The organism is Chitinophaga sp. 22308 (assembly GCF_052045305.1).
Taxonomy (GTDB): domain Bacteria; phylum Bacteroidota; class Bacteroidia; order Chitinophagales; family Chitinophagaceae; genus Chitinophaga; species Chitinophaga varians_A.
This window is the reverse complement of the sequence record NZ_JBQEOP010000005.1, coordinates 558,903-577,605: the sequence shown is the minus strand read 5'-3', so window position 1 is coordinate 577,605 and position 18,703 is coordinate 558,903. Positions and strand designations below refer to the sequence as shown.

Genomic DNA, 18,703 nt, shown 5'->3' with positions numbered 1-18,703 from the left:
AGTGTAAAAATATTGAGATAAAATTGATTAACCATGATGGTAGCTAAATCAACAGTAAAGGAAGAAGCATTACAGAAGATCAAAGTCACAAAAACTACGCATAGCCGTTTGAGTGAAGTGGATTTTAATAATCTGGTGTTCGGTAAAAAGTATGCTGACCACATGCTGGTAGCCGATTTTGATGGAAAAGAGTGGAAAAATGCCGAAATCCTGCCTTTTCAGAATTTTTCTGTAAGCCCTTCCAATGCCGCCTGGCATTATGGACAGGCCATTTTTGAAGGTATCAAGGCCTATAAAGATACTCAGGACAACCCGATGATCTTCCGTCCTTATGATAACTACAAAAGATTTAACCTCTCCGCCGAAAGGATGGGTATGCCCCAGGTGCCGGAATGGCTCTTTATCGGCGGTATGGACATATTGATCGATCTGGACCGCGACTGGGTGCCAACCGGCCCGGGTTGCTCCCTCTATCTGCGTCCGTTTATGATCTCAATGGATGAATTCATCGGAGTACGCCCTTCTGATACTTACCGTTTTGCGATTATCAACTCGCCAGCCGGTCCTTATTTCAATAAACCGATTAAACTCCTGGTGCAGGATAAATATGTACGGGCTTTTCCCGGCGGTGTAGGGTATGCTAAAGCTGCGGGCAACTATGGCGGTACTATGTATCCAACCATGCAGGCTAAAAAGAAAGGCTACGACCAGATCCTCTGGGTAGATGGCTATGAGCACAAATACCTGCAGGAGTGTGGCACCATGAACGTATTTGTCATTATTGGCAATACGGCCATTACCCCTGATCTGGAACAAGGCACCATCCTGGAAGGGGTTACCCGCGCCAGCGTGATCGATCTGCTGAAAGACCTCGGCCTTACCGTGGAAGAGAGACCAATATCTATTGACGAAGTGGTGGCAGCCTATAAAAATGGCACCCTCCGCGAAGTCTTCGGCACCGGTACCGCTTCCTCACTGGCCTACGTAGAACAGCTGGATTACCTGGATACCCAGATCAAACTGGACACCACTAAATATGAAACCGGCGCGGAAGTTATCCGCCGGCTCGATGCTATCCGCACCGGCCGTGCTGAAGATACCCGCCATTGGAATTATCAGGTTGGTGAAAAATAACCAGGTATATATTATCAAAAAATATCTAAATCAAAAAATACCAAAATTTAATAGGGTCTGCCAACCGACCCTATTTTTTTATGGTAGATTCTAAAGGAAATCTTACCTTTGCAATCCGGATTTTGATATCCTGCTTATACCAGATCACGTTTGACCAGTCTACGACTACCTGGAACTTCAAAACCGGCAAAAAATATTCGAAACAATTTTGTTATTCACATATATAGTTTTACCTTTGCCCTCCCAAAATCCCTTATGGGAAATTTGGATGTCATTGTAAACCGACATAAAAAACTAGGTAAAGAATGCCTACTATACAACAATTAGTAAGAAAAGGAAGAGAAATTATCCGGGCTAAGTCTAAGTCCAGGGCATTAGATAGCTGCCCTCAGCGTCGTGGTGTTTGTACTCGTGTGTACACAACCACGCCTAAAAAACCTAACTCCGCTTTGCGTAAAGTTGCAAAGGTGCGTTTGACCAATAAAGTTGAGGTGATTGCTTATATCCCTGGTGAAGGTCACAACCTGCAGGAACACTCTATCGTACTGATCCGTGGTGGAAGGGTAAAAGACTTACCAGGTGTTCGTTACCACATCGTTCGCGGTTCCCTGGATACTGCCGGTGTGAAAGACAGAAAGCAGAGCCGTTCCAAATATGGTACTAAAAAGGAAAAGGCTAAAAAATAATCAATTATAAATAGTCGTAATTTTCAATAAATGAGAAAGCAAGCTGCAAAAAAATTGCCTCTGGCTCCGGATCCTCGGTTTAACGACAAGCTGGTAACTCGCTTCGTTAATAACGTAATGGAACAAGGAAAAAAGAGCATTGCCTATAAAATCTTCTACGATGCCGTGGATAAGGTAAGCCAGATGACCGGTGAAAACGGTTATGAAGTTTGGAGAAAAGCATTGAACAACGTAACTCCTGCTGTAGAAGTTAGAAGCCGCCGTATCGGTGGTGCTACCTTCCAGATCCCTGCTGAAGTTCGCCCGGATAGAAAAGTGTCCCTGAGCATCAAATGGCTGGTTCGTTACGCTGGAGAAAGAAACGGTAAGAGCATGGCTGATAAGCTGGCAAATGAAATCGTAGCAGCAAGCAAAGGTGAAGGCGCAGCATTCAAGAAGAAAGAAGATACTCACCGTATGGCTGAAGCTAACAAAGCTTTCTCTCACTTCAGAGTATAGTTATAACCCGAAAGGGCAACTCAATATATTTGGCAAACAGTTCCTCTCCGGAGCTGTTTGCCTTTTTATGTGGATAACCCGTGCTTTTAGTGTGCGTAACCCCTGCATTACCCGGTTGATAAACTGAACACCCCACTACCACAGCGGATTTACAGGGGCATCGTTCGGCCTGCCCAGAATGTGGATAACTGGAAAAATTCCCCCCCTTTCAATACACCCGCTTTTTTGAACACGTCCTTTTTATCTGGCACCAGCTATAACGGTTGTCTTTTAAACTTCTTCTTTTCATACCGCTGTCTGCTAAAATCATCGTTTAAACCTGTTTCTCCTTCCTGCGTTAGCGCCAGTGCCGCTGCAGGCCTGACTTAAAAGCTTTATCTCCGGATACGCCAGACATAAAGAAGCCGTCGGGAGAACCCGACGGCCTTAGCTAATTGGTTAGATTTACTGCTTATCTCACATTGACTAATACCTTGATCTTGCCGGTTTCACCGGTAAATTCCTGTAACGCCTTACCGATTGCCTGGCCCGGTTTCAACAGGTTCAGGTCGGCTTTCATGGCATAACCAGGTTTGCTGGCCGTAACTAAAATATCCCCGCGATGAATAGGACCGTTCTCATTACATACCTTGGTCGGAATTACACCTACTACACCTAGTGGAACTTTGCTGGAAATATCTGCGTCGATATGTTCTTCTGTCAGCAATACCCCCGGTTTGGTGGCATACACGCCAACAACCAGAGAGGAATATGCCCCCGCAGATTTTTCAATGGTACGGTCCGTATTGGTGGCAATCGCCATCACATCCCCCGGCTCATATAATGAAATACCGCCCGTAGCATCAAATGCTTCCGCCAGATCTGCACCACTATTGGCAGTGCCGCCATTAAAGATTCCTTTTCCACTGTCATCTATGCGGGCCACATTGGAATTCTGGTTCTTGAAAACGAAAAAATTCCCGTTTCCGTTACTAAGCACCAGACTGAAGAGAGAATTGGAGCCATTAACGGTACCACTACCGCTGTAAGGAATAGTAATCGTACCAGGCGCTCCCTGTGGTCCCTGGGGGCCGGTTGCTCCCTGAGGACCATTGGCTCCAGTTGCACCTGTCGCACCAGTTGGGCCTTGTGCGCCCTGATCACCTTTAGGACCTTGCGCACCAGTAGCTCCAATAGCACCAGTCGGACCAGCGGGGCCTTGCACACCAGGATCTCCTTTAGGGCCTTGTACGCCCTGAACTCCCTGGTCACCTTTAGGGCCTTGCGCGCCAGTAGCCCCAGTAGCCCCAGTCGGCCCAACTGGGCCTTGTATGCCCTGATCACCTTTAGGGCCTTGTGGTCCTTGAGCACCTGGATTTCCGGGATCGCCTGGGTCACCTTTAGGGCCTTGTGGCCCTTGAGTGCCTGGATTTCCGGGATCGCCTGGGTCTCCTTTAGGCCCTTGTGGTCCTTGAGCGCCTGGATTTCCGGGATCGCCTGGGTCACCTTTGGGGCCTTGTGGTCCTTGAGCACCTGGATTTCCGGGATCGCCTGGGTCACCTTTAGGGCCTTGTGGTCCTTGCGCACCAGGATTTCCGGGATCGCCCGGGTCACCTTTAGGGCCTTGTGGCCCTTGAGTGCCTGGATTTCCGGGATCGCCTGGGTCACCTTTAGGGCCTTGTGGTCCTTGAGTGCCTGGATTTCCGGGATCGCCCGGGTCTCCTTTAGGGCCTTGTGGCCCTTGAGCGCCTGGATTTCCGGGATCGCCCGGGTCTCCTTTAGGGCCTTGTGGCCCTTGAGCGCCTGGATTTCCGGGATCGCCTGGGTCACCTTTAGGCCCTTGTGGTCCTTGAGCGCCTGGATTTCCGGGATCGCCTGGGTCTCCTTTAGGCCCTTGTGGCCCTTGCGCACCTGGATTTCCGGGATCGCCTGGGTTTCCTTTAGGCCCTTGTGGTCCTTGAGCGCCTGGATTTCCGGGATCGCCTGGGTCTCCTTTAGGCCCTTGTGGTCCTTGAGCACCTGGATTTCCGGGATCGCCCGGGTCACCTTTAGGGCCTTGTGGTCCTTGAGCACCAGGATTTCCGGGATCGCCTGGGTCTCCTTTAGGCCCTTGTGGTCCTTGAGTGCCTGGATTTCCGGGATCGCCTGGGTCACCTTTAGGGCCTTGTGGCCCTTGCGCACCTGGATTTCCGGGATCGCCCGGGTCACCTTTAGGACCTTGCGGTCCTTGAGCGCCTGGATTTCCGGGATCGCCTGGGTCACCTTTAGGGCCTTGTGGTCCTTGAGCACCAGGATTTCCGGGATCGCCCGGGTCGCCTTTTGGGCCTTGAGGGCCGCACGATCCAGGCTCTCCAGCTGGCCCCTGAGGGCCTACCGGTCCTTGAGACCCCTGAGGTCCTGCGGGACCTTGTTCACCAGGGTCTCCTTTATCCCCTTTTACACCCTGGATACCGGCTGGTCCTGTTTGTCCAATCGGTCCGGCAGGACCTGTATCACCTACATCGCCTTTGTCTCCTTTGGCACCTGTTGCACCAGTGGGGCCGGTCTGTCCCGTCGATCCCATCGGCCCAACTGGCCCCGCCGGACCCATATCTCCTTTCGCACCTGCCGGCCCTATAGGCCCTGTAGGCCCTGTAGGTCCTGTAGGTCCGGTAGCACCCGCTGTACCTGTAACACCGGCAATGCCAGCCACGCCTGCTGGCCCGGCCGGCCCTGTATCACCCTTGTCTCCTTTAGGGCCAGACACCCCATTGGCGGCATATAGTGCATAAGGAACGGCAGCAAAGGAAGAAGTGCCCAGTTCCTGGTAGTTGCCGCCATCAGTGGAAGCTTCTACTTTGATGAATTGGTTGGCATTTGCCCATGGAACGGCACTGAAATTACCGCTGGTAGCATTTCCTCCGCCAATCTGCAAGGTGAAAAGCCCTAACTGGTTGGTAGTGGTGCTGTGAGTTTCCTGGTATTGTACCGGGCCTGACGGCGAACCACCCAAAATGGTGATTCTCACCTTTATATTTTCATTGGCCAGCATGGTGCCATTGCCATTTCTGGCCACCGCCTGGTAGTTGATGGTCCTAAGGCCGTTTTGTGCATAAAGCTGTAAGGAAAACAGCGTGCAGCAAAGGATAAACAAGTATCTTTTTGTCATAACTGGTATTTTATTCAATAATTGCTTAATGTGTGATGTCGGGGTTTACAGAAGGGGTGATAGTGGCAGCGGTATGTCTGCCGATATTGTATAACAGGGAAAATTTCAGGGTCCTCCTTTCCCGCAGACTGTTGGAAGTGGGGATCAGGTAAGCCAGGTCCAGCTGTAGGTTGGCCACTCTTACGCCAAGGCCGCTGGTAAAATGTTGCCGGTAGCCTTTATGGGGGTTCTCATAAAAATAGCCGGTCCGTACAAAGAAACACTGCCTGTAAGCATATTCAATACCACTGCCAATCGTAAACTCTCTTATTTCTTCTCCAAAACCTCCGGGTGCATCGCCAAAAGAGGAAAAAATGGCATTGACAACGCTACGGTTAGGGTCCTGGCCTTTTAAGATCAGGCCGGTGCTGTCATAGAGCGGTGGGGTGGGGACCAGTAACTTGTTGATGTCTAATGCCAGCGTAAACTCATGGTCTCCGGTATGCACAAACGTGTAACTGCCGCCTATCCGCAGGTTCATAGGCAAAAAACTCTTCTGGCGGCTATCGTCCGTGTATTGAAGTTTGGTGCCGATGTTGGTGATGCTGACACCCAGACAATACCGGTTACTGAAATCCAGGTAGTCCTTGCTGTTCTGGTAATAGTAGCTCACATCTCCGGCCACGGCGGAAGCGGGTTTCTGCTGTAACCCGTTGAAAGAGCCCTGCCCCAGCTGACTGCGGACATAGCGCATCGTGATGGCCATCGACATATGTTCTCCCAGTTTGCGGGAATAGGCGCCGTCTATGGCGAATTCCCGGGGAGAATAGTTCTGTAGTATGGTGCCGTTTTCATCCCGGAACGTGACATCCCCATAATTAAAATATTTCATGGATGCCCCGATGCCTTCGTTGTCATTCAGGTTTTTGTAGGCCGATACAAAGGCCATGTTTGATTTGTAGTTGTTCAGCTCCCACATCCAGGGCGAATAAGTAGCACTTGCGCCCCAGTCTCCCGCAAAGACGATTTTAGCCGCATTGGAAAAAATGGAATTGGCGTCTGGACTGATGCCTGTGGCGGCATCACCCATCCCGCTTGACCTGGCATCGGGGTTGACCAGCAAAAAGCTCGCTCCGATATTAGGTGGTTGCTGAGGCGTCTTCTGCGCGTGGACTGCCGGCATGCCGGCCAGTATGCCGGAAATAAGTAGAATTATTCGATCATGTTTCATGATTACGACATTTAATTACTGCACGATGAGTTTTTCGAAATAAATGTTGACGCCCACTTTCAGCACAACGGTGTAAAGCCCTGCAGCGAAACGGTTGACAGGTATTACTACCGTGGAAGTGCCCTGCCCGGCCTGGTGTTGCTTGTTGTACACCTCTTGCCCGGCTGTATTGAGCATCAGGATATTCACCATCGCATCGGCGAGCAGTTCAAACTGTACTTTTACAGTGGTGAGAGCAGGATTGGGAAACAGAATGTAGCTTTTCACAGGGCTCTTTCCGGGTGGCAGGGGAGGAAGCTCATAGGGCTGCTGAAACCCCTGTGTCAGTAACAACCGCCCGTCTGTAATGGGCAGCACGACCGGTTCCCCTATGGTATATTGAATCAATACCTGTTGAAGGTTGCCACTGCCGCCATTAGTGCCAACGACCTGCCTGTTCAGGATCAGTTGTGCGTCCGCTTTGGTGCATAGCGCTGCCAGCACCATCAGCGCAATAATGCACTTGGAGATAAACGATGTCATAAATTAAGGAGTTAAAGGGTGTGTATGCGCAATAGAAGGCCGTTTCCGGTACCCGAAATCAAGCTCCGGTACCGAAATATGAATGAAAAGGAAACAGCCGCCTATGGATTAGGAGGAATGTACAGATGTAACCATAAATTTTTCACTTTGGGATGAATAGATAGATAATGAAATCATGGACAGAATAAATAAGCACGGATATAAACCTGAGACCAGATGCAGGTCCAGGCAGGTATAGACATGGTAAAATTTTGATAAGCAGGTATAAATAAGCCAATTAGTTTCCGGGGGAAATCAGATTATTCTACATGACAATAAATGTGTGAAGCGGAACTTGGGGGATTATGCTATGAGCACTCGATAATAGCACGAATATCAACGAATTATCTGTCTGAACAAATGCCTAGTTTTCAAGTGGCAGGTTTTTGCTGAAAAACGGTAGAATTCGCTATAAAATTGGTTAGGATCTCTAATGACTATTTTAATTTAGATTAATATATTCCAACCTTCGTGTTAGGGAGTGGAAAAAATCTGAACAAATACAAAGAAAAGGCCACCGGTTTCCTGCCAGTCCGCCTGCCCCAATACGCCGATAGCGGCGCCTGCGGTACTGGTGGCAATAAAACTTCTCACACCATAACCACCGCTATCATTGCGGCCTACCGCGGCACCGGCAACATCGCTGGTGGTGCGGCCAACTACTGCTTCGCCACCGCCGTTGTTATCGCCCACGCCCCCTGGGGAAGTCAGGGTGTGGTAATGCCATGTGCACCCAAAACCAGCGCTGATACTGGAACGTACATCAGCGCCATTACCGGCGGTCGTCACATTTACCACCATGCCATTACCTACGGAATTGACACTCAGCGCCGTATTGTTATTCGTATTATTGTAAAATATTAATGCTGGCAGGGATGCCATTATTGCTAGTGGTTGTCAGCCCGGCACCGTTATTAATACTCCTCACTGCAGAGGAAAAACCACTGGGACGGGCAGAAGACACAATCCCCCTGATAGGGGTAATATTGGAGGTGGGGTATTAACATCTTCCAGCGAGGTGCCGTCACCGTTATTGGTGATACTGAAACGCGTAGCGGCGTTGTTTTCCGTCACAGGGCCGTTGCTACGGACCCGCCGCAGCCGGATGGCGTTGACCACACCGCTGCCTCTGTTGCTGGCCGTCACCTGTCTGTTCAGGATCAGTTGCGCCCTTGCAGTAGTACACAGCAATGCAAGTACCACTAGTGCAGGGATGCACTTGGAGTTGTAAGATGTCAGATGAAATCGGGGAGATTAGAAAATGTATGTATGATATGGCCCGGCTGTTATCAACAGCCGACAGCTCAGGAAGAAAGTATATTTCTCTTCATGACAGTTATGTTTTCTGGATTTTAGGTGATGATAATTCGCAATAAGGCCGTTCTGTATACCGCCGTTGATTTATATGGTTGATGCTCAGTGGTCAGTTGCTAACAAAGACACAGGAATAAAACAGGACATTTTCGGGGACAAATTTATTAAATCATGGTACAAATATGGATAGATTTTGTTCCTGGTAGGATTTAAAAAAAATGGTGGATTACACTTAAAAACTGGTCCGGCCAACAGATACTTATTATAATTTGAAATAATGCGTCAAAATGCCCGTGCTTGTTAAAAAAGAAATAACAATTGCACAATGTGGTGCGTTTTATTTATTGCTAAAAATAAATTACCTTTGCCCCCCAAATTGCATTATTTAGTCATTTTAATATTATGGCAGACTTAAGATTTCAAAGGAACTTTGGTATTGCGGCGCACATTGATGCGGGTAAAACCACTACCACAGAGCGTATCCTGTATTATACAGGTAAATCCCACAAGATTGGTGAGGTGCACGAGGGTGCTGCTACCATGGACTGGATGGCACAGGAGCAGGAAAGAGGTATTACCATCACATCTGCTGCTACCACTTGTTTTTGGAATTTCCCAACCTTACAGGGTAAAGCTCTCCCGGACACTAAGCAATATAAATTCAACATCATCGATACTCCGGGCCACGTGGACTTTACCGTGGAAGTAGAGCGCTCCCTGCGCGTACTGGACGGTCTGGTGGCACTGTTCTGCGCTGTATCCGGCGTTGAACCTCAGTCTGAAACCGTTTGGCGCCAGGCTAACCGCTACCGCGTACCCCGTATCGGTTTCGTTAATAAAATGGACCGTTCCGGTGCCGACTTCCTGAACGTGGTAAAACAGGTGAAAGAAATGCTGGGTGCTAACCCCGTTCCCCTGACCCTGCCTATCGGCGCGGAAGATACTTTCAAAGGCGTGGTTGACCTGATCACCATGAAAGGTATCATCTGGGACGAAGAAGGTAAAGGTGCTACCTACCAGGAAATCGAAATTCCGGAAGACATGAAGGAAGAAGCGAACGAATGGAGAGCTAAACTGGTAGAAGCCGTTGCTGAATACGACGATACCCTGATGGAGAAATTCTTCGAAGATCCTAACTCTATCTCCGAAGCTGAAATCCACGAAGCAATCCGTAAAGCTACTATCGACATCGCTATCATCCCGATGATGTGCGGTTCCTCCTTCAAAAATAAAGGTGTTCAGAAAATGCTGGATGCGGTTTGCCGTTACCTGCCTTCTCCAATGGACATCGAAGCAGTAAAAGGTACCCACCCTGATACCGGTGAAGAAATTGACCGTAAACCAGACGCTAAAGAACCATTCGCAGCCCTGGCGTTCAAAATCATGACCGATCCTTTCGTTGGTCGTCTGGCGTTCTTCCGGGCTTACTCCGGTCACCTGGATGCAGGTTCCTACATCCTGAACACCCGTACCGGCAAAAACGAGCGTATCAGCCGTATCATGCAGATGCACGCTAACAAGCAGAACCCGATCGATTTCATCGAAGCTGGTGATATCGGTGCTGCTGTTGGTTTTAAAGATATCAAAACCGGCGACACCCTCTGCGATGAGAACAACCCTATCATCCTGGAATCTATGACCTTCCCGGAACCGGTTATCAGCATCGCCATCGAGCCTAAAACTCAGGCAGACGTTGATAAAATGGGTATGGCACTCGCTAAACTGGTAGAGGAAGATCCTACCCTGAAAGCTAAAACTGACGAAGAAACCGGCCAAACCGTATTAAGCGGTATGGGTGAGCTTCACCTGGAAATCATCGTTGACCGTATGCGTCGCGAATTCAAGGTGGAAGTTAACCAGGGTGCTCCTCAGGTGGCTTACAAAGAAGCCCTGACTACTAAAGTTGAACACCGCGAAGTATTTAAGAAACAAACCGGTGGTCGCGGTAAATTCGCTGATATCCAGATCGAAATTTCCCCTGCTGACGCAGAATGGCTGAAAGAAAACGACGGAAAATCCTTCCAGTTCATCAACGATATCTTCGGTGGTGCTATCCCGAAAGAGTTCATCCCTGCCGTTCAGAAAGGTTTCGAACAATCTATGAACCAGGGTGTACTGGCCAACTTCCCGCTGGTAAACCTGAAAGTAAGACTGTTTGACGGTTCCTTCCACGCAGTGGACTCCGACGCAATGTCCTTCGAGCTCTGCGCCAAACAAGCCTTCCGTGAAGCTGCCCGCAAAGCTAAACCAGTATTGCTGGAGCCTATCATGAAAGTGGAAGTGCAAACTCCTGACCAGTACATGGGTGACGTTACAGGTGACCTGAACCGCCGCCGTGGTATGCTGGAAGGTATGGACTCCAAAAATGGCGTACAGGTGATCAAAGCTAAAGTTCCATTGAGCGAAATGTTCGGTTACGTAACGCAACTGCGTTCACTGTCTTCCGGCCGTGCCAGCTCCATCATGGAATTCTCCCACTACGCTCCGGCTCCGAACAACGTGGCTGAAGAAGTGGTAGCGAAAGTAAAGGGTAAAGTAAACGCCTAATTACATATTTTTCCATAGAAAAAGGTTGTCCTGCGAAAGCGGGACAACCTTTTTCGCTTACATGAACATGCTATTGCCACCTGATAGTTTTTCGATAAATTCGATAAACATAACCTACAACTGAACGTACTTTTTGCCAAAATGCCAGGGTCCTGCTCTTCAGGACCTTTTTTTATGATTTCTTATAGGGGCAATAGGGGGTGGTCAACGTTTTATCGTTATACTATATGAAAATGCATATCTAACTGAGCCTGTATCTTTTTACTGATAGCCGACTGACCAATATGTACTTAGAATTAACACAAGCACCTCCTGCAACTGTTATATACGAAACAGGAGAACAGATAGTACTGGCTCCTGGCCTGGATGTGATTCTGCCCTGCTGGAACCCGTCGGGCCCTTGGGTGGAATCGCTCATCAGGCACTATCATGACGTACTTCGCCTCATGGGCGATGTGCCCGTGCAGCTCATTCTCGTAAACGATGGCTCGCTCCGCAACTTCACCAGCCAGCATATGTCCTGGCTCGAAGCTGCCATCCCCGGCATTATCATCGTCAACAATAAACAAAACCGTGGTAAAGGCCATGCCGTACGCGAAGGCGTGAAAAATTCCCGCCATGCCTACCAGGTATATACCGATCTCGACTTTCCGTTTGGAGTGGACGCGGTCAAAAAAGCCTACGACCAGCTCCAGCAAGGCCTCGATGTAGTGGCCGGCGAAAGGGGAGCGGCTTACCTGAAAGAATTGCCCCGCAAAAGAAGAATTATTACCCGCATCAGCCGCCTGCTCAATAAGGTAGTGCTACGCCTGAAAGTAAACGACGCCCAGGCCGGCCTGAAAGGGTTCAATGCCCACGGCAGATCAGTGCTGCTCAATACTACCATCGACGGTTTCCTGTACGATAGCGAGTTCCTGTACAAAGCCGGTAAAAATCCACGCCTCAAAATCGGAGCAGTAGATGTATATTGCCGCCCCGGTATCAGCTTCAGTGCATTTAAAATTAAACTGCTGCTGAAAGAACTACGGAACTATTGCCGGATTATTACCAGTGCTAACGCCGCTAAATAATTATGGACCAGGAGAAAAGGATACTGATTAGTGTTGACGTGGAAGAATTTGATATCCCCGAAGAATTCGGCCGACAGGTACCCCTGCAGGAAAAACTGGAAATTTCCAGAAAAGGCCTGCAAACCACCCTCGACCTCTTTGATCAATACAATGTGCGCGCTACTTTTTTTATCACTGCCTACTGGGCGCAGCATTATCCTGAACTGATCAGACAGGTGGCCGCCAAACACGAAATAGCCTCCCACGCATACTATCACAGCTCTTTCTCCGATGCAGACCTGGAAGGCTCCAGACTGGCCCTGCAGGAAATCAGCGGCCAACAGGTACGCGGTTTCCGTATGCCCCGCCTCCGTAAGGTGAACATGCAGGCTCTTAAAGACGCCGGATACCTCTACGATGCTTCCCTGAACCCTACCTGGCTGCCTGGCCGCTACAACAACCGTCACCTGCCCCGTACCATGTTCCGGGGTGATCATAACATGTGGATCATCCCTTCCTCGGTTTCCCCCCTCATCCGGTATCCCGTTTTCTGGCTGAGCGTCAAAAATGCTCCGCTATGGGTTACCCGCCACTTCAGTAAAACAATCCTCCGGAAAGACAATTACCTCTCTTTTTATTTCCATCCATGGGAACTGGTAGATATCCGGGGTTATGCCCTGCCTTCGTATATCAGCCGCGTTTCCGGTTCCAGAATGGAACAGAAAATGGAAGGCTTCCTGCGTTTTTTGCAGCAACAAGGCCGTTTCTGTGCACATATCGACATGCTGTGATCTGTTGTTTTAAGATACCTGTTTGCCCGGCGCCACCGCCCGGCCCGCATAACTGTTCATGCCGTCTTCTGTTAACATGCTGTGCCCAAATGCACGGAGAAGGAGTGCTGTTTGTATTCCGTCCTGTCAGGTTTCCAAACTATTCTCTCCGGAAAAATCGCCCGGAAAACATGGAAAAAAAAGCACAGGTGGGAAAAGATTTTTATACAACAACATTCGATTATAATTGTTATTAGCCGTAAGCGAAACCGGAAAAGAAGGATTAGCAAACAGTACAACAAGAAAAAAAATTATATTTTTTTTAACAAAAGGATAACTTATATGCTTCATTTTCAGTACTTTTGTTTTCAAGTTCAGATACTATTCGAGCATGTGTTTGTTGATTGTTTGTGATTGTTTGAAGCATTGTAAAAGCTACCCATTATCCCCCTGCCGCTAATTTTTTTCAGTTCATTATTCAATAGCAACCTGCTATAGCTGCAAACCTCAAACACTGATTTGCTGTTTTGCGCGATCGGCATATTTATTCATTCAGCATGTTAAATGTTAAAACTAAAATGCACACTATGAAAAAAATTCGTCTCCTAACCCTTGTTGCAGTGAGCGTACTGATGGGATCAACCGTAAAAGCACAGATCCAGAAAGGAAACATTATGGTGGGTGCCAATCTCACAAATATGAGCGTCACTTTTCAGAAGGAAAGCACTGCCTTCAGTTTTAATCTGTCTCCCAAAATCGGTTGGTTTATTAAAGATGGTTTGGCAATTGGCGGTTATGTTGAATTTGGCGCCAATACCACCAAGAATAAAGTTACTGATACCAGGGCTTCGAATACAAACTATGGGGTAGGAGCCTTCGCCCGTTATTTTGTGGAGGATAAAAATGTCCGGAAACTGGAGTTTTCCAAGAGAGTAAGGTTCTTTGCAGAAGCCAATGCCGGTTTTGCCGGACAAAATCCCGCCAGCGGCGCTTCTACAAACGGCTTTAACGTTGGTATCGGACCTGGCATTTCCTATTTTATTACTCCTAATGTAGGGTTGGAAGGTTTGGTAAAATATGATCTGACTGTAGGTGGCGGTAATTCCACTACGGCTAACCGTCTTAGCCTGGGCGTAGGTTTCCAGATCTACTTGCCGTCTGCTAAAGCAAAAGCTATTTACAGAGAAGAAAGAAGCGGAAAATAATCCACTGGCAAGTGAAAAAATGGTCCCGGTAGTCATGATCCATGGCGGCCGGGGCCTTTTTATTAGGATTCCTGCTATATTTTAAGAAATGAATGTCATAGTAGCAAATGAGTGACGGGCATCATGGTTGGATTTAAGAGAAGCGGTTACATTTGTATCATGACCGGTTCATACCCGGCATTTGGGATTGCTGAAAACCAATAAAAGAGTAGGCTTTAACCCTAAAACCATTTGTTATGTTCCTTTGTGAATTGCTTGAATGGCTCCGTCGGCTGCTTTGCGGCGACACTAGACCAGGTGGTGGTTGCCGCCGTGATGATGATGATGACGATCGTTGCCATCCTCGTCATTGCAACGGCTAAGCATCTGACGAAGTACTCTTGCTCTTGAATTCCCACCGGCTTGTCTGCCCCTCCCAGACGCATGAACAATGAGAATACCGAAAGCCATGTAAAAGCGTAGCTGAGATTAAAAACCTTTTTCCTATGGTCATCGATGTACTCTTTCCCTGTCACCAGGTTATTTTGCGTTGCTGAAAAACCGCACTGGGCGGCATTCGGCCAGAGAGCATGCTGCGTTTGTTACCCGTAGAGCCATGACCGAGGTCATGGCTTTTTATTGGCAGGCAAGTAATGAATACCCAAAGTAATGAATGAATAACAGGTGACCAGGGTCATCGTTGTCTTTGAGAGAAGCGGTTACATTTGTAACTATGACCGATTGCTGTAGGTCATTTGGGATTGCTGAAAACCAATAAAAGAGTAAGCATTTAACCCCTTTAAATCAAATTGTATGTTTCTCACTCAATTACTCGCATTTCTGCTCCAGTTGCTGTTTAGCGGCAACAACAACAATGGCGGTGGTTGTCATCATGATGATGGTTGCCATCATTGCCACCACTAAGTGGCCCGTAAACTATTTTGCTCCTGAACCTCACCGGCTTGTTAGCCCTCTCCAGACGCATGATCAAATGAGACTACCGAAACCATGTAAAAGTGTAGTTGATATAAAAAACCTTTTCTGATGGTCCTCGATGTACTCTTTCCCTGTAGCCAGGTTATTTTGCGTAGCTGAAACCCGCACTGGGCGGCACCCGGTCAGAGAGCATGCCGCGTTTGTTACCCTTAGGGCCATGACCAACGTCATGGCTCTTTTTATAGAGTGGTGTTGTAATGAACAAAATGAACGGCAGTGTTATCAATGGATTAACTGAACGGGAAATTATTGCAGGGAAGCACTATTTTGCAGTGTGGCCGGTTGGGTCTGGTCATTGGGATCGCTGAAAACCAAAAAAAGAGTAAGCTCAGAATCTTAATCGTTTCCGTATGTTAAACACAATTCTCAACGCTTTCCTGAAGTTTCTGCACACGGTTATCGGTGCCCTGTAATCCCCCACAGATACAGGACTGTTATTGCGCTTGTATCCTGTGATTATGGAAAACATTTTTTACTTGTATTTCGAAAAAGCCGCGATTCAGTCGCGGTTTTTTTGTGCCCGGTGAGGAACTTATATCAGTAGGATTCCTGCTTTTGGTGATGAATTTTACAGATATGATATTATTTCGGAAGATGTTTAGTGTCCCCTGAAGACCTTGTAAATAGCGTGTTCAGCGGATTGAACAACAAATGTGTTTTGACTAATGGAATGAACAAAATGAATGTATGTTATTGTGCGAATTGCCCTTATTTTTAACATGTTGGTTCTTGCTATGAAGCCAATTGGGATTGCCGAAAACCAAAAAAAGAGTAGGCTAAACAGGAGTAATTCCATTCTTATGAATTTACTGAGTCAATTGCTCGCTACTATCGTTGCGCTGCTGAAAAATCTGCTGGGCGGCCTGTAATCTGTGATCGTCCACGGGAAGAACTGTACTGTTTCTGGTTCTATTTCCCTTTTAAACGTATGTAACTTATTGGGATCGCCGAAAACCAAAAAAAGAGTAGGCATAACAGGTGAAAATCCATTTTTTATGAACATTCTGAGTCAACTGCTCGCAACCATCGTTGCTCTGCTGCAATCTCTGCTGGGTGGCCTGTAATTAACGGCCTCCGTAAGGGAACGGTCCTATCCTTAGTTCGAATTCCCTTGCAACGCATTTAGCTCCGGGACTTGTTCCCGGAGTTTTTTTATTGTAGACATCTCCGTCTTTCAGATATCATACAGGAGTATGTGACCAGTATCCGGAACGGCTGGAGAAGCTTTCTTGCGCTCACTATAAACACTCTTTGAATAGACAATAACGTCGCTTCCGGCTTTCTCCGAGGCGCTTTCCGCCTTCAGGAAAAAGAGCGGAAATAATCTGCTATGTCGCCAGCGCAAAGAAATGAACAAAATGATCGAAGGTGAAGGAAATGAACAAAATGGGCTCATGCTAATTGCAGAACCTCTTTTAAATTCGGCACCGGATGTTAACATTATCACTGGGATTGCCGAAAACCAGTCAATAGAGTAGGCATAACAATGAAAACCTAAAACTATGGATTTGCTGAACCAATTGCTCGCACTGATCTTAGGATTAGTAAAATCATTACTCGGCGGTATCGGTGGCGGTTTACCTCTGTAAGAGGCACCGGATGCATCGTATCTGCTTTAACTAATTCAGGACCGCTTCATTTTGATGCACAGGCACAAGATGGAGCGGTTGTCTTTTGTGTAGTGCCTGTCTGCCGGTATTATGATCGTATAGTGCAGTGCTTTATTAATGGTATGGTTTCCTTCCTTTATAGGGCTGTTTTGACCGGCAGCCTGTCAGGCGGCTTTTCCTGCTTACAAATACTGTCTGAATAATCCCCTTCCAGTCATCTGTCTGACAGGCCCCGGCGAGTAAGACATCTTTCGCAACAGATGGCCATATGTGCTCCTGCACGATGAATTTTTACCGGAGGCTGCCTCCGCCGGCAGGCGAAGGTTTTTTATTCCAACATGCCCACCAGCCGTTGTTTGTCCCGGAGCCGTTCCTCCGGTAGTTGATAACCGGCAGGCGTGTAAGCCCCCAACAGGCTGGGTAGCTGTTGTAGGCTGAAGGACGGACCAGAAATGTACGAGGCCCGTTTAAACAGGCCGTTCCGGCTACCGACCGGCTTCCAGGCAGGGAAGAGGGGGAGCTGCTTTTTAGCAGGGGCACCGGCCGGGTATACCTGCCGTCAGAGCCCGTTTGGGCGTACAGGGAGCAGGGGAGGGGAATGAATACATTTTTCTCCTGGCGGCAGCTGAAAAATTTTTTGTTTTGATTTTTGTTTTCCTATATTTGTCAAAATCAGCATGTCAACTAAGCGTAAGACTTAATACGCACAAAATGAATGTTTTCGGAGGCTTAATTGCATAAAATCCGTACCCCATCGCCCGCTTTCCCGTGACCATGGCAAACTTCTGCCGGGTATCTTTTTATTTTTTTCCTGAGATTTATTTGCCAATTCAAAAAAACCGGGTTACCTTTGCCCTCCCAAATTGTAAAGGGAAAAAACACGAAGAAGTTCATTGCATATGTCTCAGAGAATAAGAATCAAGCTGAAGTCCTACGATCATAACCTGGTAGACAAGTCTGCTGAGAAGATCGTTAAAACCGTGCGTAACACGGGCGCCGTGGTAACAGGTCCAATTCCTTTACCTACAGAGAAGAAAATTTTTACGGTACTGCGTTCTCCGCACGTAAATAAGAAAGCGCGCGAGCAGTTCCAGTTGTGTACTCACAAACGTTTACTGGACATCTATACCTCCTCTTCCAGGACTGTAGATGCGCTGAGTAAGCTGGATTTACCTTCTGGGGTAGAAGTTGAAATTAAAGCATAAGGACAACAGCAAGGCTGGGCAAAAGGCCCGCCTTTTACTGATTTTATGGTTATTGGTTGATTATCACCCAATAACAATTTTAACAAATAACACATAGGTCGCGCCTTCTGGGCGGCCGCCCAATAAATGTATTTAACCGCCCATCCTGGGGATAGCTGGAAATCCCCCAGGCGCTGGGTAAAATCATATATAAAATGAAAGGTATTATTGGTAAAAAGATTGGTATGACCAGTATCTTCGAGTCCAATGGTAAGCAAACTGCTTGCACCATTATCGAAGCAGGTCCCAACGTTGTAACACAGGTAAAAAGCCTGGAATCAGATGGTTACAATGCAATTCAGGTTTCTTTCGGTGAGAAGAAAGAAAAACACACTACAAAAGCTGAGCTCAATCACTTCGCGAAAGCAAGCACCTCTCCCAAACGTTTTGTTAAAGAATTCCGCAATCCGGACGTACAGAAAGCCCTTGGTGAATCTATCACCTGCGAAATCTTCGCTGAAGGTGAATCTGTTGACGTAGTAGGCACTTCCAAAGGTAAAGGCTTCCAGGGTGTTGTTAAACGCCACGGTTTTAGCGGTGTGGGTGAAGCCACCCACGGCCAGCACGACAGAAGCAGGGCTCCTGGTTCTGTAGGCGGTTCCTCCTATCCTTCCCGCGTTTTCAAGGGCATGCGTATGGCCGGCCAGACAGGTAACGAAAGAGTGAAAGTGAAAGGTCTGAAGATCCTGAAAATATTCCCTGAAAAGAATTATATCCTGGTAAGTGGTTCCGTTCCCGGCCACAATGGTTCAATCGTTTTAATCCAGAAGTAA

General features: G+C 47.8%; 17 protein-coding genes. 9 read left to right on the top strand and 8 right to left on the bottom strand.

The window, feature by feature from the left end; genetic code table 11:
• The first annotated feature begins 33 nt into the window (after positions 1-33).
• From ACTJJS_RS22680 to rpsG, 3 genes are all read left to right on the top strand, one after another.
• On the top strand, positions 34-1,134 hold the full coding sequence (locus tag ACTJJS_RS22680) for a branched-chain amino acid aminotransferase (RefSeq protein ID WP_168871735.1): 1,101 nt from the start codon (positions 34-36) through the stop codon (positions 1,132-1,134).
• Between the two features lie 305 nt (positions 1,135-1,439).
• Complete coding sequence (gene rpsL / locus ACTJJS_RS22675) at positions 1,440-1,820, top strand: 30S ribosomal protein S12 (protein ID WP_012789278.1); 381 nt, start codon at positions 1,440-1,442, stop codon at positions 1,818-1,820.
• 30 nt (positions 1,821-1,850) lie between these two features.
• Positions 1,851-2,318: a 30S ribosomal protein S7 gene (rpsG, locus tag ACTJJS_RS22670; RefSeq protein WP_143307685.1), complete on the top strand. Its 468-nt coding sequence runs from the start codon at positions 1,851-1,853 to the stop codon at positions 2,316-2,318.
• Between the two features lie 451 nt (positions 2,319-2,769).
• Here the strand turns inward: rpsG and ACTJJS_RS22665 are convergent, their stop codons facing one another.
• From ACTJJS_RS22665 to ACTJJS_RS22635, 7 genes are all read right to left on the bottom strand, one after another.
• Positions 2,770-3,243: a hypothetical protein gene (locus ACTJJS_RS22665; protein WP_440665328.1), complete on the bottom strand. Its 474-nt coding sequence runs from the start codon at positions 3,241-3,243 to the stop codon at positions 2,770-2,772.
• On the bottom strand, positions 3,231-4,586 hold the full coding sequence (locus ACTJJS_RS22660) for a hypothetical protein (RefSeq protein WP_440665327.1): 1,356 nt from the start codon (positions 4,584-4,586) through the stop codon (positions 3,231-3,233). The genes ACTJJS_RS22665 and ACTJJS_RS22660 overlap by 13 nt, the downstream gene beginning before the upstream one ends.
• Positions 4,587-4,910: 324 nt before the next feature.
• On the bottom strand, positions 4,911-5,117 hold the full coding sequence (locus ACTJJS_RS22655; RefSeq protein ID WP_440665326.1) for a hypothetical protein: 207 nt from the start codon (positions 5,115-5,117) through the stop codon (positions 4,911-4,913).
• A gap of 353 nt (positions 5,118-5,470) precedes the next feature.
• Complete coding sequence (porV, locus tag ACTJJS_RS22650; protein ID WP_440665325.1) at positions 5,471-6,655, bottom strand: type IX secretion system outer membrane channel protein PorV; 1,185 nt, start codon at positions 6,653-6,655, stop codon at positions 5,471-5,473.
• Positions 6,656-6,670: 15 nt separating this feature from the next.
• Entirely contained in the window at positions 6,671-7,177 is a 507-nt protein-coding gene (locus tag ACTJJS_RS22645; protein WP_440665324.1) for a T9SS type A sorting domain-containing protein, read from the bottom strand.
• 513 nt (positions 7,178-7,690) lie between these two features.
• Positions 7,691-8,098, bottom strand: a complete 408-nt coding sequence (locus ACTJJS_RS22640) for a hypothetical protein (protein WP_440665323.1) — start codon at positions 8,096-8,098, stop codon at positions 7,691-7,693.
• A gap of 42 nt (positions 8,099-8,140) precedes the next feature.
• A complete protein-coding gene (locus ACTJJS_RS22635; RefSeq protein WP_440665322.1) occupies positions 8,141-8,419 on the bottom strand; it encodes a hypothetical protein in 279 nt (92 codons plus the stop codon).
• 513 nt (positions 8,420-8,932) lie between these two features.
• On the opposite strand from ACTJJS_RS22635, the gene fusA reads away from it, so the two are divergent.
• The 4 genes from fusA to ACTJJS_RS22615 all read left to right on the top strand — a co-directional run bounded on the left by fusA (position 8,933) and on the right by ACTJJS_RS22615 (position 14,101).
• Entirely contained in the window at positions 8,933-11,077 is a 2,145-nt protein-coding gene (fusA, locus tag ACTJJS_RS22630; protein ID WP_211092655.1) for an elongation factor G, read from the top strand.
• A 284-nt stretch (positions 11,078-11,361) separates the two neighbouring features.
• Complete coding sequence (locus tag ACTJJS_RS22625; protein ID WP_440665321.1) at positions 11,362-12,147, top strand: glycosyltransferase; 786 nt, start codon at positions 11,362-11,364, stop codon at positions 12,145-12,147.
• 2 nt (positions 12,148-12,149) lie between these two features.
• Positions 12,150-12,917 carry a polysaccharide deacetylase family protein gene (locus ACTJJS_RS22620; protein ID WP_168871744.1) on the top strand — a complete coding sequence of 256 codons (768 nt, stop codon included), beginning with the start codon at positions 12,150-12,152 and terminating at the stop codon, positions 12,915-12,917.
• 566 nt (positions 12,918-13,483) lie between these two features.
• A complete protein-coding gene (locus ACTJJS_RS22615; protein ID WP_168871745.1) occupies positions 13,484-14,101 on the top strand; it encodes an outer membrane beta-barrel protein in 618 nt (205 codons plus the stop codon).
• 221 nt (positions 14,102-14,322) lie between these two features.
• Here ACTJJS_RS22615 and ACTJJS_RS22610 read toward each other — a convergent pair whose 3' ends face one another.
• Positions 14,323-14,616, bottom strand: a complete 294-nt coding sequence (locus ACTJJS_RS22610; RefSeq protein ID WP_440665320.1) for a hypothetical protein — start codon at positions 14,614-14,616, stop codon at positions 14,323-14,325.
• 2,969 nt (positions 14,617-17,585) lie between these two features.
• On the opposite strand from ACTJJS_RS22610, the gene rpsJ reads away from it, so the two are divergent.
• Both rpsJ and rplC read left to right on the top strand, forming a co-directional pair.
• The gene (gene rpsJ, locus ACTJJS_RS22605; RefSeq protein ID WP_012789286.1) at positions 17,586-17,891 is read left to right on the top strand and encodes a 30S ribosomal protein S10; all 306 of its coding nucleotides are present in this window, start codon (positions 17,586-17,588) and stop codon (positions 17,889-17,891) included.
• A gap of 194 nt (positions 17,892-18,085) precedes the next feature.
• On the top strand, positions 18,086-18,703 hold the full coding sequence (rplC, locus tag ACTJJS_RS22600; RefSeq protein WP_168871747.1) for a 50S ribosomal protein L3: 618 nt from the start codon (positions 18,086-18,088) through the stop codon (positions 18,701-18,703).

Coding starts and splice junctions, on each gene's coding strand:
- ACTJJS_RS22680 (WP_168871735.1), top strand. CDS start 34: ATGATGGTAGCTAAATCAACAGTAAAGGAAGAAGCATTACAGAAGATC.
- ACTJJS_RS22645 (WP_440665324.1), bottom strand. CDS start 7,177: ATGACATCGTTTATCTCCAAGTGCATTATTGCGCTGATGGTGCTGGCA.
- rplC (WP_168871747.1), top strand. CDS start 18,086: ATGAAAGGTATTATTGGTAAAAAGATTGGTATGACCAGTATCTTCGAG.
- ACTJJS_RS22625 (WP_440665321.1), top strand. CDS start 11,362: ATGTACTTAGAATTAACACAAGCACCTCCTGCAACTGTTATATACGAA.
- ACTJJS_RS22615 (WP_168871745.1), top strand. CDS start 13,484: ATGAAAAAAATTCGTCTCCTAACCCTTGTTGCAGTGAGCGTACTGATG.
- ACTJJS_RS22620 (WP_168871744.1), top strand. CDS start 12,150: ATGGACCAGGAGAAAAGGATACTGATTAGTGTTGACGTGGAAGAATTT.
- fusA (WP_211092655.1), top strand. CDS start 8,933: ATGGCAGACTTAAGATTTCAAAGGAACTTTGGTATTGCGGCGCACATT.
- rpsJ (WP_012789286.1), top strand. CDS start 17,586: ATGTCTCAGAGAATAAGAATCAAGCTGAAGTCCTACGATCATAACCTG.
- rpsL (WP_012789278.1), top strand. CDS start 1,440: ATGCCTACTATACAACAATTAGTAAGAAAAGGAAGAGAAATTATCCGG.
- porV (WP_440665325.1), bottom strand. CDS start 6,655: ATGAAACATGATCGAATAATTCTACTTATTTCCGGCATACTGGCCGGC.
- rpsG (WP_143307685.1), top strand. CDS start 1,851: ATGAGAAAGCAAGCTGCAAAAAAATTGCCTCTGGCTCCGGATCCTCGG.
- ACTJJS_RS22640 (WP_440665323.1), bottom strand. CDS start 8,098: ATGGCATCCCTGCCAGCATTAATATTTTACAATAATACGAATAACAAT.
- ACTJJS_RS22655 (WP_440665326.1), bottom strand. CDS start 5,117: ATGGCGGCAACTACCAGGAACTGGGCACTTCTTCCTTTGCTGCCGTTC.